Source organism: Peribacillus sp. NPDC096379 (genome assembly GCF_044762875.1).
Taxonomy (GTDB): Bacteria; Bacillota; Bacilli; order Bacillales; family DSM-1321; genus Peribacillus.
This window is the reverse complement of record NZ_JBIWFD010000002.1, coordinates 240,336-253,557: the sequence shown is the minus strand read 5'-3', so window position 1 is coordinate 253,557 and position 13,222 is coordinate 240,336. Positions and strand designations below refer to the sequence as shown.

The window sequence follows — 13,222 nt, the reverse complement described above, 5'->3', positions numbered from 1 at the left end:
ACTACATGCATGCACTTTAGTTGTGTTACATAGCCACATTCACTATAATATATAGAAATCAATGTACTCCGGGAGGTAAAAATGGCTAAAGATAGTTCATTTGATATTGTTTCACAAGTTGATTTTTCAGAAGTAACAAATGCTGTAACAATGGCAATGAAAGAAATTCAAACTCGCTATGATTTTAAAGGAAGCTCTAGCACGATTACACTTGACAAGGAAGAGCTTGTTTTAGTTTCCGATGATGAATACAAGCTTGATCAGCTAAAAGACGTATTGATCAGCAAATTGGTAAAACGTAATGTCCCCATCAAAAACCTGGATTACGGCAAAATCGAAGGGGCTTCAGGTGGTACCGTTCGTCAGCGTGCAAAGCTGATTCAAGGGATTGATAAAGAACATGCCAAGAAAATCAATACCATTATTAAAAATAGTGGTCTTAAAGTGAAAAGCCAAATTCAAGATGATCAAATTCGCGTAACTGGTAAGAACCGCGATGATCTCCAAGGCATTATCTCTGCCATACGTGGCGCAGACTTATCAATTGAGGTACAATTTATGAATTATCGCTAATGTGAAAAAGAAGCCTAGGAAGTCCGTAATTTGACTTCCTAGGCTTCTTTTTTTCTTAGATAAGCGGTAGTTCTCAGAATGGCTGTAATGAAAGAAAATGTGTGATTTTAACAAAGTAGAATAATAAGAGTACGTCACAAAAGGGTAAGTCCTCACACCCATACACCGTTTATCGTATCATTTACACAATATCGAAAGGATATGTAGTAGATGTGGGTACTCCCCTTTTCTTTTTTGGGCATCTTTCTCTTTATTTCCTCGTAAGCCTTCCCTACCTTAGTTTTCACACTAATTCCATATTTTTCCACGTTTTTATTTTTCAATTCGAAGGAATATGAATGATGTAGATATTACGAAATAGGAGGTTTCTATATGGAAAACAAGGACAAGCAGAATAAGCAAACATTTCCACCACAGCATCAAAATCATCAACCTGGTGTTGAATCAGAAATGCACCCAAAGCCAGAATCCGTCTGTTCAAAGTATCAAGGAAGCGGTAAATTACAAGGAAAAACAGCGATTATTACAGGTGGTGATAGTGGAATTGGTAAATCAGTCGCGATTTACTATGCAAAAGAAGGCGCAAATGTTGTGATTGTTTATCTAGATGAACAAAGTGATGCAGAAACGACAAAGGAGCTTGTCGAAAAGGAAGGACAGAAATGTCTTCTGCTTTCAGGAGATGTAGGGGATGAATCTTTTTGTAAAGGAGTTATTGAGCAAACAATTGGAGAGTTCGGTGCATTGGATATCCTCGTAAATAATGCTGGCGAGCAGCATGTCCAGGAAAACTTTCTTGATATTACAGCTGAGCAACTTGAGAAAACATTCAGAACGAATATCTTCTCTATGTTTCATCTCACAAAAGCAGCAATGCCACATTTAAAGAAAGGCAGTAGCATTATCAATACAGCTTCCATCACTGCGTACGAAGGGAATCCCAAATTGATTGATTACTCTTCTACAAAAGGAGCTATTGTTTCCTTTACTCGAGCACTATCCAATTCCATTTCGAAAGATGGAATTCGCGTTAATAATGTGGCTCCGGGTCCGATTTGGACACCTTTAATTCCTGCATCATTCAATGAAAAAGATGTAGCCAAATTTGGAGCGGATACCCCAATGGGCAGAGCTGGACAGCCCAAAGAGCTTGCAGGTGCCTATGTGTTCCTAGCAAGTGATGATGCAAGCTATATTAGTGGGCAAACGATACATGTAAATGGCGGAACTGTCATAAATGGATGAATAAAAGGGATGTCTCAAACGGTCTGACGTCGTTTTAACATACAGTAAATTTTGTTTTTACACTAATCTATCTTGTATGTAATTATTGCGATGTCTGACTTGAGACCTCCCGTTTGAAGGACATGGGGACGGGGCTTCGCGACTTACTAGTAAACCCGCTACTTAGCAGCTAAACTTATATGATCAAGAAAGCTTCCAAAACTTTGGCTCCGCTCCGCCGCCATTGTGATTTTAGCGAGTGTAGCGTACTTCATGATCGATCCTTCATGTTAATAGGTTTTATATGTTTATACAGGAAACCCGTTCAATCAGCTGATGGGGAACGATAATTCGTTTCACTGGTTCTTTAGGATTTAGAAGCAGTTGTATTAAACTTTTCGCTGCCTGGTAGCCTAAGTCAAAAATATTAATATCAATTGAAGTCAATTGCGGTCTAGCTAATTCAGAAAAAAAGACGTTATTAAAACTAACTATGGACATATTCTCTGGTACGGCTACTTTTAGTTTCGTTAACATGTTAACAACACCTATTGCCATCAATTCATCTGTTACAAGTAGAGCGGTTGGCGGAGTTTCTAGCAATAGTAATCCCTGGATTGCCTCTTGACCACGTTCAAGCAAGAATTCATCGTGTCTAATATATTGAGGAACAATTGGAATACCTGCTCCTTTTAGAGCCTCTTGATATCCTTGCAGGCGCTCCATTGTCATAACTAGGTTTATGTTACCACCGATAAAACTAATCTTATCGTGGCCTAGTCTTATTAAATATTCCGTTGCTTCCCGTGAAGCCCGGTAATTATCATTATCCACATGAGTAATTTCTTCTTCCCACTCGTATGGTCTGCCAATGACGACAAACGGAAATTGACGATCACGCAAATATTTTAAGATTTTATCATCTATTCGGGAATAAAGCAGAATAATGCCATCTACCCTTCCTCCTTGAACCATGTTGACAACATCCTGATAAATTTGTTCTTCCGTTTTTCCTGTACTCATTTGCAATGCATATTGCTTTTCATGAGCCCCCTCACTTAATCCGCGAAGGACCGTTGAAAAAAATGGATTTTGAAAAAATACATCGGATGAACTCGGCAAAACTAGACCGATGACTTGAGTAGATTGACTAGCAAGACTTCGTGCAATAAAATTTGGATGGTACCCTAACTCTACCATAGCTTCTCGGACGCGAACCTTTGTTTTCTCGCTTATTCGAGGATTATTTGCGATGACGCGCGAAACTGTCGAAGGAGCAACACTCGCCAATTTTGCAACGTCTTTTATTGTAATTGCCATGATTCACCTACTCCTCTCTAAGCGCTTACATTCGTATTGTTATACAAAACAAAAAAAAATTATGCACCTATCATACACCTTGAATCTACATTATTTCTATTTTTTATTTAAAAAAATAAGCGGAGCGATACATATTAATCGGCTCCGCCGTTTCTTTTAATACAAGTACACTCTTGTTTCATAAGGACGAAGGGTAACCTCTTTTGCCAGCCTTCCAGCACTATCCGGATAATTCGCTAGCAGGAGTTCCGATGCTTCAGCTTTGATTTCAGGTAAGCTAATTGTTTGTTCCGCATTTTTGAAATTGCTAAGTACAACCGCCGATTGACTTTCTAACGTTCTGGTATATGCATATACAGCAGGATGTTCCTTCAGAAGTAGTCTATATTCACCATACACAAACACTTCATGCTTCTTTCTAAGCTGAATCATTTTTTTATAAAAATGATAAATCGAATCGGAATCTTTTTTCTGTTGTTCAACGTTTATCGTTTCATAGTTTGGATTTACTTTCATCCAAGGGGTTCCATCCGTGAATCCAGCATTTTCATGATCACTCCATTGCATCGGCGTTCTTGAGTTATCTCTTCCGCTGTTCCAGATCACTTCCATCACGTTATCATGTGGAGTGCCTTTAGCCACTTCAATGTTATAAAAGTTGATCATACCTACATCATCATAATCCTGAATCGATTCAAATTGGACATTTGTCATGCCAATTTCCTGCCCTTGGTAAATGAACGGTGTTCCTTGCATGAAGAAATAACACGCTGCGAGCATTTTCGCACTTTCCTTCCAATATTCGGTATCATTCCCCCAGCTTGACACGCTTCTGGGCTGATCATGATTTTCCCAGAACAAAGCATTCCAGCCTTTTTCATGTAGACTTGTTTGCCATTTTGAAAGAGTTTCCTTTAGATTGACAACATCAACATCTTTTTCAATCCCTTTTCGCCAAAGACCTAGGTGCTCAAATTGGAAAATCATATCGAACTTGCCATTTTGTTCACCTACCCAATCATCTGCTTGGTGAATTCCGACCCCATTCGCTTCTCCGACCGTCATAATATCATATTTTGCAAAAGTTTCTTCTTTTAATTCTTTGAGAAAACCTTGAATCCCTTCTTGGTTTGTATGCATGTCAAATGCCGGCACATAATTAAGCCCGTATGGGTTAGGCATATCAGGGAATCCTTCCCGTTTTTTTATATGACTAATCGCGTCAACACGGAAACCATCAATCCCTTTATCAAGCCACCAATTTACCATTGTATACAAAGCCGAACGAACCTCTTGGTTTTCCCAATTTAAATCAGGCTGTTTCGTTGCGAAAATATGCAAATAATATTCATCTGTGACAGGATCGTATTCCCAAGAGCTTCCAGAGAAGATACTTTCCCAATTATTTGGCGGTGAATCCCCTTTGCCTTCTTTCCATATATACCAATCACGTTTAGGATGATCTTTCGAAGACCTTGACTCGATAAACCATGAGTGCTCATCACTTGTATGATTAAGAACTAAGTCTAGGATTAATTTCATCCCACGTGCATGAATTTCTGCCAACAACTCGTCGAATTCCTCCATCGTACCGAATTGTCCGGATATATCTTGATAATCACTAATATCATAGCCGTTATCCGCATTGGGGGATTTGAAAAATGGACAAATCCAAATCACATCGATTCCCAGATCCTTAAGATAATCGAGCTTAGAAATAATCCCCTTAATATCCCCAATACCATCGCCATTGCTATCCATAAAACTTCTCGGATAAATCTGATAGCTAACTGCCTCTTTCCACCATTGCTTTTTCATTAAATCCCCTCCCGATTCTTATTGTATCGGCTTGTTTCAGTTGAAATTTTTATAAGTACCACTTCCAATTTAGAGTATACTTGTGATTGGCCTTTAAATAGAATGCGAGGGAGGGCAATTTACTATTTTCTATTTGAAAGATCGATTACGCTTTGATCTTTTCAAAATGAAGACAATGAAAATAACAAATGCAAAAATGACAGCTCCCATCGCAACCATATACGGAATATTCAGACCTGATTTATCTGATAACATATATATCTCAGCCTTTTCACGATCAATAATAATCGAATATTTCCCATCATTATTGCGTACTAAATCATACTCAACCACTCCTCTTAATTCCTTATCATTACCAAATTTATCAGCGTCTAGGTCAAACGTTTGTGACTTCGATGAATTGTTAATCACGACAACAATCGTTTCATCTTTAAAAGTTCGTTTAAACACAGCCGAACTATCATTAGCATGAAGCACTTCAAGGTCACCCTTCATTAGCGCCGGATGTTGCTGCCTTATTTCACTTATTTTCGTAATATAATCAATTAACACAGGGTCTGCCTTAAATCCCATAAGTCGTCTGTTATCCGGATCACTTCCACCGTTCATCGCTATTTCTGAACCATAGTAGATGATTGGTATTCCCGGTGTTGTATACATATACGTTAAAGCAAGCTTCCAGCGTGTTTCCGGGTTTTCCTTATTTGCAACAACTTCGTGGGTAAACCTTGTCATATCATGGTTATCAATAAATTTCCCAAGCAATTCAGGGTGGGTGAACATCTTTTCGTTTCGGGTCAGTGCAGAGAATAGAAAATTCAATGATTGATCAGGTTTAGAAAAAGCATCACGCATACTTGCATTTTGTGGAAAGTCCATAAAGCCATTAATGCCTGTATCTTGATAGCTGGCAATAGCAGTAGGATCATCCAGCCAAATCTCACCAACTAAATAGAAATCTTCCTTCTCTTCTTTGACTACTTTAGAAAAATCACTCCAAAAACCTTTATCCACATGCTTGACTGTATCTAAGCGATATCCATCAATATCGGTTTCTTGAATCCACCATCTAGCAGCATCCAATAAATACTTCCGTGTTTCTGGGTAATCTTGATTTAAATCAGGGAGGTCATATATCCAGCCTGTTTCAACTTCATTCTGATCACTCCAGTTTGTGATTTCTTTCTTTTCATGGAACCAATCCTTCTTTTCTGGATCGTTTACCCATGGGTGATTCGGTCCTACATGATTGACCACAAAATCAAGGATAATTTTCATATCACGCTTATGAGCCTCTGCTACAAGCTGCTTGAATTCATCAATGGTCCCGAAATGCTCATCTGTATTATAGAAATCATTGATCCAATAACCGTGGTAGCCACCATCTTCATTATCAAAAACAGGTGTCAGCATAATGGCTGTAAATCCCATATCTTTAATATAGTCAAGTTTATCTGTTATGCCGGCAAAATCACCACCTTGATAAGCAAGTGGATCGTTCACATCCACATCTTTGTCATTTTTTGGATCCCCATTATTAAAACGGTCAATCATTAATGAATAAACGATTTCATTCTGCCATTTTCGTTCTTCCTTTTCAACAGCACCTGCGGGTAGGGCGTAAATAAGTAAGAACGAAAGCAAAATGAGTGAAAATGCTTTTTTTCTCATTTCTGCTTCCCCCTTATGTAACTTCTTCACGCCTTTAAGATTAGCCTTTCGTGCCACCTGCCGTCAAACCTGAAACGAAGTATTTTTGGAAACAGAGGAATAAGATTGCAATCGGAATTGCGATTAAGACTGAACCAGCTGCAAAGGTTGTAAATTCTTTTCCGAATTGTTTCGCTACCATTTCATATAGCCCAACCCCCATTGTAAATTTCTCATTACTCCGTAGCATAATTCTCGCTAGGATAAAATCACCGAATGGAGCAATAAATGCGAACAAAGCAACAACTGCAATGATTGGTTTAGCAAGAGGCATAATAATTTGTACGAATATTCTCATATGACTTGCTCCGTCCATTTTTGCAGACTCATCAAGCTCTTTAGGGATCGTATCTAAATAACCTTTCATTAACCATGTGTTCATCGGAATTTGACCACCGACATAAATCAAGATTAACCCTAGATGCGTATCGATTAAGCCTGTGCGGTTCGCTAATACAAAAATTGCGATTAATGCAGAAAAGTTAGGAATCATTTGTAAAACTAGAAATGTAAGCAGTCCATTTTTCCGTCCAATAAAACGATATCTAGAAAATGAATACGCTGTAAATGATACTAAAATGACTGTCGAGATCATCGTGATAATACTAATCTTTAGAGAATTCATGTACCAACTAATATAATTTGATTTTTCCGAGTCAAATAAATACGTATAATGTGCAGTTGTTGGATTTTTCGGGAACATTGATGCACCTGATAAACTTTGACCAGGATTAAAGGAAGAGCCGATAACCCATAGCAATGGATAAATGACGACTACACACATCAGAAGGATGATCAGGTACGAAATAGTTAAGCGAATGATTTTGTTTTTTTTCATACTCATGATTAGTTCATATCCTCCTCTTTAAACGATTTTGACCGTTTAAATTGCCATAGGGCAACTGTCACAACAACGATTGAAAGAAGCATTGTAATGGCAGCCGCTTTCCCATATTGCGCAGAAGTCATAGTCAGACTATAAATCCAAGAAATCAATATATCTGAACCACCGGCGTTTTGGCCTGGAATTGCTGGACCACCACCGTTAAATAAGAAGATTACGTTAAAATTATTAAAGTTGAAGGTATATTGAGTGATTAAGATCGGTGCTGTCGCAAATAAAATCATCGGCAAGGTAATCTTGGTGAATTTCTGCCAAATGGTCGCTCCGTCCACATTTGCTGCTTCATATAACTCATCTGGAATCGATTGAAGCACACCTGTCGTCATGGCGAAGATAAACGGAAAACCTAACCATGTTTGAATGAAGATCAATGCAAGTCTAGTCCAGTTTTCTTCTGTCATCCAAGGAACCGGATCAATTCCAAACGCATGAAGGATACCTGTATTAATAACACCGAATGATTCATTAAACATTCCTGAGAAAATTAGGATCGAAACAAAAGCCGGAACTGCCCAAGGTAAAATAAAGACCGTACGAATAATTGCTTTTCCTTTTAAATCCTTTTGGTTCACAAGGATCGCTAGGAAAATACCAAGTGCTACCTGAAGTGTTGTTGCCACAAATGTCCAAACAAGCGTCCATCCAAGTACACCGAAAAATGTTTTACGCCATAAATCCAGCTTAAAGATCTCGATATAGTTTTGGATTCCGACCCAGTCTACAAGCTTCGCTGGTGGTGAATGATACAAATCGTAGTTGGTAAATGATAATAAAATAACGAATAGTAATGGAAAAATAACGACAAAAATTAATAGCAGAAAACCTGGTGAAACCATTAAATAAGGAAAGCCACTATCTAGTAAATTATGATATTGTTCCTTTACTGAAGAAGTCGCTAATCCAAGGTCGCGTTTTTTTCCCGTACTATACGCATCGTACATATTGAATACATAGATAGCTAGACCAATCACCGTAATAATTAAGGCAATAATTCCATCAATCAGCAAGAAAATCGAATGATCAAGTCCAGCAATCGTTCCTAATGTGAACAACCCCCAAAAGCCCCAGTTCAATGTATCTAAGAAACTGGCGAAAAAGGCGATTGTTAGAATAAGGAAGATAAATCCTTTTACAAATTGTTTATTATAAAACTGCCCAAATCCAGGAATGATGGATAATAGTGCGGCATTTCTGCCGTGTTTAGTTGCTGGAATTATAACATCCACCTTAATCAACCTCCCTTTCATAGGAGCATAGAATTTCATATCGGTTTAACTACCCATTTATGAGGGCACGAGAGCCCTCACGGATAGCAGTTTTACTTTTTGCTTACTTTAATGTGCAAACGCTTGCCTTATGAGTGTTTAAAAAACGGCCTAATGCCGGTAGCTATTCTATTAGAGGATGTTCAAAAACGAATCAATCACCTATAAGGGTCTGCCTCTACAGGCTAACTTAGTCTGTAGAGGTCTGACCTAATACGTTTCCTATTATTTAGTTGTATTTATTATTTTTTCCATCCGTTATTTTGAAGGATGATTTGTTGTAATGTTTGTTTCGATTGTTTTTACTGCATCATCCATCGCTGCTTTCGGTTCAGCCTTTCCTGTTGCAATCGTTTGTAGGGCCGAAGCTGCTGGCTCCCAAACCTCTGCCATTTCTGGAATATTAGGCATTGGAACTGCGTATTGTGATTGAACGGCCACAGCTTTAGCACCTTCATTTTCTGTAATAATCGGATCTTCAATCAATGTTTTCACCGGTGGAATTTCTTGTGTTAATTCAAACCGAATTTTCGCGTTTTCTTCATTTGTCAACCATTCAACTAATTTTGTTGACCAGTATGGATTTTTCGTAAACGCTGTTACATTCCACCCTTTAACACCCATGAATGTTTTCATATGCTCACCATTTGGGAGTGTAGGTATCTCAGAGATACCGATATCAATTCCAGCATCTTTCATTCCTTGGAATGCCCAAGGACCATCCATTACAGAGGCAACTTTCCCTTGGTTGAATAAACCATCTTTCGTTGAACCGCCGTTATCTCCGATGATTCCTTTAGGGAATAGTCCTTCTTTGTACCATTTTTGGATGTATTCTGCACCTTTGATCGCACCGATGTTATTCAAACCTAGATCTTTTGGATCTAGACCTTTGTCCGTTTGATTAAATACATAACCGCCCATCCCTGCGATTACACCATGTGCAAAGTAGAAGTTATCCCATAGCGCTAAGAATCCGTATTGGTCACCTTTTGTTAGCTCTTTTGCTTGAGTATATAATTCATCCATCGTTTTGGGCGCTTCACTCATTAATGCTTTGTTATAAATGAATACAGGTGTTTCTGTCGCTTTTGGCAGACCAAATAATTTCCCATCATACATTTGAGCGCTTACAGATGATTCAGTAAATGTTTGAAGAACATCATCTGATACATTGATTTCTTGAATCAAACCTTCTATTACCACTTGACCAATTTGATCATGAGGCAATGTCACGACATCTGGAGCGTTTCCAGCTGGTCCATCTAGTCGCAATTGATCACGCATTTTATCAGCCATATTCAACTCTTGAAACTCAACTTTAATGCCGTATTCTTTTTCAAATGATTCAATTGCTGGCTTAAGGGCTACTGCTTTATCAATGTCTTCCCATACAATTAGTTTTTCTGGTTTTGCTTCCTCTGCTGCCTTATCTTTATCTTTAGTTTCATTCGTGGATTTTGTTCCTGTTTCTCGTTCAGGAGCTCCACATGCAGCAAGTATACCAAGTACCAACATAAGCATCATAAAAATAGACAATGGCTTCTTCATGAATTAACCCCCATTTGTGTTTTGATTTTACAAGTCAGCAATCGTTTGCGCACTTGTTGCTGGAAATCCATTATGTAAACGCTACCAATTATCCTAATAATAAAATTATGCATCTTATCTTTAAAAATTCCTCAAAAATAAAGACTTCTAGATTTCTAAGGTTTAGGTATAATTTGCGAAACCGATTGCACTACTTTATAAACCTAATTATACAATTATTCTTGATTTTGACAAGTGAATTTTTAGAATTTTATTATTTTGATTGATAAATCAGACTAATAAATGCTTTAAATACTGGGGTATTACATCCAAAAGAATAACCATTACCAAGAAGAATTTATTTCTACTTGGTAATGATACCCTACTTAACAGATAATTTCATCACTAAATGGTTACACATAAAGTGAAACTTCCGTCAGAGGTTTTTTTCATCCCCTCTGATGGTTAGTCCCGTTCTACTGTCGCTAAGATCTACGCTTTCGCTTCGATCAATCGACAGTACGAACCCGATTGGTTCAACTAAACCACTGAAGATCACAGCGGTAAGTTTCACTGTATCTCACCAATCGGGGTATTACAGCCTGTTAAACCGGAACAAATTCTCGATCTTTTATGATTCAATAACTTGAATTCCATATGCCTTAAACCACACATCGATTTGAGCAAGATGCGCTAAAAGCTGTGGACCTGACATAAGCTGACCAAACCATGGTTCTTTAAACGCCGCTCCTTTTGATTCGATAATATCGTGAAGTTTTTGCTTATCGAAGAACTCATGAAGAACCGAGTTTCGATCCTCTAGTACATGCTTTAGCCAGTTTTGGACTCCATCTGTGTATACCGGATTATGTGTTTTCGGATAGGGACTTTTTTTACGATATAAGATTTCTTCTGGTAGCATGCCTTCTAACGCTTTACGCAAGATTCCTTTTTCCCGATTTCCTGTCATTTTCAATTCCCAAGGGATATTCCATGCATATTCCACTAGACGATGATCGGCAAATGGCACCCTAACTTCGAGACTTGCCCCCATACTCATTCTATCTTTCCGATCAAGTAGCGTGGTCATAAACCATACTATATTCAAGTAAAATAGCTCTCTCCTTTTTGCTTCTACTCCTTTTTCTCCATCAAGTCTTGGCATCTCCGCAATCGTCTCCAAGTATTTCGCTTCAGCATATTCCTCTAACCTTAGTTTGCTTCGCCAATTTTCTTTTAGCAAAGAAACTCGTTCAGTTGTGGAACGCATCCACGGAAACCCTGAGCGTTTCAAATCTTCACTGCGATGAAACCACGGATATCCACCGAATATTTCGTCCGCACATTCGCCCGATAGACCCACTGTAAAGTCTTGTTTGATTTCCTTGCAAAACCACAATAGGGAAGAATCTACATCTGCCATTCCGGGAAGGTCTCTAACTGTGACAGCTTCGGTTAAATAATCAATTAATGTCTCCTGAGTGATGACTGAGTTATGATGCACTGTGTCGAATTGATCAGACATCAGCTTGATCCATTTGGCATCAGAGTTTGGTTGAAATTCATCCGATTGAAAATACTTGTCATTGTCTTCGTAATCAATCGAATAAGTATGCAGCCTCCCTTTCCCAGTCTTTTTATAGGAATCAGCAGCGATTGCTGTAATGGCACTAGAATCAACACCACCTGATAGAAACGTACATAATGGTACATCGGAAACGAGCTGGCGAGTCACCGCATCACAAACAAGAAACTTCACCTTCTCTGATGTTTCTTCAAGCGAATCTTGATGTTCCATGCTTTTCACATTCCAATAACGCCATATTCTAAGACCTTGCTGTGATAAAGTTAATGCATGTGCAGGCCGCAGTTCCTTTATGCCACGAAATACCCCTGATCCAGGTGTTCGCGATGGCCCTAGCCCGAATATTTCGGCCAAACCTTCTCTTGTTACTTCAGCCTTCACTTCAGGATGCGCCAGAATGGCTTTAAGCTCTGAAGCGAACAAGAAACCGCCATTTGTTTCTAAGTAAAACAGCGGCTTCACGCCCAAACGATCTCTTGCAATAAATAGCTTCTGCTCGTTCACATCCCAGATCGCAAAGGCAAAAATGCCATTAAAAAAATCCACGCACTTTTCTTTCCATTCTATATAAGAAGTTAGTAAAACTTCTGTATCAGAATGACCTTTGAAGGAATATCCTTTTAATAGTAGTTCTTTGCGAAGTTCTTCGGTATTATAAAGTTCACCGTTGTAGCAAAGGATATAAGAATTTCCGTCTTTCTCTTTTGCCATTGGCTGTTTACCGCCTTCTGAATCGACGACAGTCAACCGGCGATGACCAAACGACACATGGGTATCATGCCAAATGTTGTGTTCATCTGGACCTCTTTTCACCAGTGTATTCGTCATCTGTTCTATAACCGTTCTTTCCTTGCGCAGATCTCGTTGAAAGTGAACCCAACCTGTAATACCGCACATAACCTTCATCCTTTCAATCGGCCTCACAGAATTCACCATTCTTATAGCTGCATTATATCCAGCTAACATTCTGATTCAACTGCTGACTCCTTATTTAAGCCCTACATTGACACATTTCCAAATGAGCCATGCAGCGAGAATATAAGATAGCCTATGCATAAGGTGATAAATGGTTATTTGTCCGCTAAAGTAAAATTTCCATAAGTGATAGTTAGCCCCATAGGATGCGGTTTATAAAGATGGGGTTTATGAAGGATAAATGATTTCAATCCAAACTTCTTATCACTTTCTTGTTCATTTTATGTATTTATGTTTCTACAGATTAAAATTGGGGAATAAATCTACGCTTAAATGGTTATAAAATAGAGACATTTTGTCTAAAAAGAAGGGGAGGTA

9 protein-coding genes are annotated in these 13,222 nt (G+C 38.5%); 2 read left to right on the top strand and 7 right to left on the bottom strand.

The features are described 5' to 3' along the window. Positions 1–81: 81 nt before the first annotated feature. Together ACIQZI_RS10270 and ACIQZI_RS10265 are read left to right on the top strand one after the other, a co-directional pair. Complete coding sequence (locus tag ACIQZI_RS10270) at positions 82–573, top strand: YajQ family cyclic di-GMP-binding protein (RefSeq protein WP_062182159.1); 492 nt, start codon at positions 82–84, stop codon at positions 571–573. A gap of 372 nt (positions 574–945) precedes the next feature. After that, positions 946–1,818 carry an SDR family oxidoreductase gene (locus ACIQZI_RS10265; RefSeq protein ID WP_403072725.1) on the top strand — a complete coding sequence of 291 codons (873 nt, stop codon included), beginning with the start codon at positions 946–948 and terminating at the stop codon, positions 1,816–1,818. 279 nt (positions 1,819–2,097) lie between these two features. On the opposite strand, the gene ACIQZI_RS10260 is transcribed toward ACIQZI_RS10265, so the two are convergent. The 7 genes from ACIQZI_RS10260 to asnB all read right to left on the bottom strand — a co-directional run bounded on the left by ACIQZI_RS10260 (position 2,098) and on the right by asnB (position 12,826). Continuing rightward, entirely contained in the window at positions 2,098–3,117 is a 1,020-nt protein-coding gene (locus ACIQZI_RS10260) for a LacI family DNA-binding transcriptional regulator (protein ID WP_403072722.1), read from the bottom strand. A gap of 156 nt (positions 3,118–3,273) precedes the next feature. Beyond that, on the bottom strand, positions 3,274–4,935 hold the full coding sequence (locus tag ACIQZI_RS10255; protein ID WP_403072719.1) for a glycoside hydrolase family 13 protein: 1,662 nt from the start codon (positions 4,933–4,935) through the stop codon (positions 3,274–3,276). Positions 4,936–5,064: 129 nt separating this feature from the next. After that, positions 5,065–6,606: an alpha-amylase family glycosyl hydrolase gene (locus tag ACIQZI_RS10250; RefSeq protein WP_403072716.1), complete on the bottom strand. Its 1,542-nt coding sequence runs from the start codon at positions 6,604–6,606 to the stop codon at positions 5,065–5,067. 40 nt (positions 6,607–6,646) lie between these two features. Continuing rightward, the gene (locus ACIQZI_RS10245) at positions 6,647–7,489 is read right to left on the bottom strand and encodes a sugar ABC transporter permease (RefSeq protein WP_403072713.1); all 843 of its coding nucleotides are present in this window, start codon (positions 7,487–7,489) and stop codon (positions 6,647–6,649) included. Between the two features lie 2 nt (positions 7,490–7,491). Continuing rightward, positions 7,492–8,775 (bottom strand): carbohydrate ABC transporter permease, encoded by a 1,284-nt coding sequence (locus ACIQZI_RS10240; protein WP_403072710.1) that lies wholly within the window; start codon positions 8,773–8,775, stop codon positions 7,492–7,494. A gap of 297 nt (positions 8,776–9,072) precedes the next feature. Further along, positions 9,073–10,365 carry an extracellular solute-binding protein gene (locus ACIQZI_RS10235; protein WP_062182180.1) on the bottom strand — a complete coding sequence of 431 codons (1,293 nt, stop codon included), beginning with the start codon at positions 10,363–10,365 and terminating at the stop codon, positions 9,073–9,075. A gap of 610 nt (positions 10,366–10,975) precedes the next feature. Next, complete coding sequence (gene asnB / locus ACIQZI_RS10230) at positions 10,976–12,826, bottom strand: asparagine synthase (glutamine-hydrolyzing) (protein WP_403073977.1); 1,851 nt, start codon at positions 12,824–12,826, stop codon at positions 10,976–10,978. Positions 12,827–13,222 lie beyond the last annotated feature (396 nt).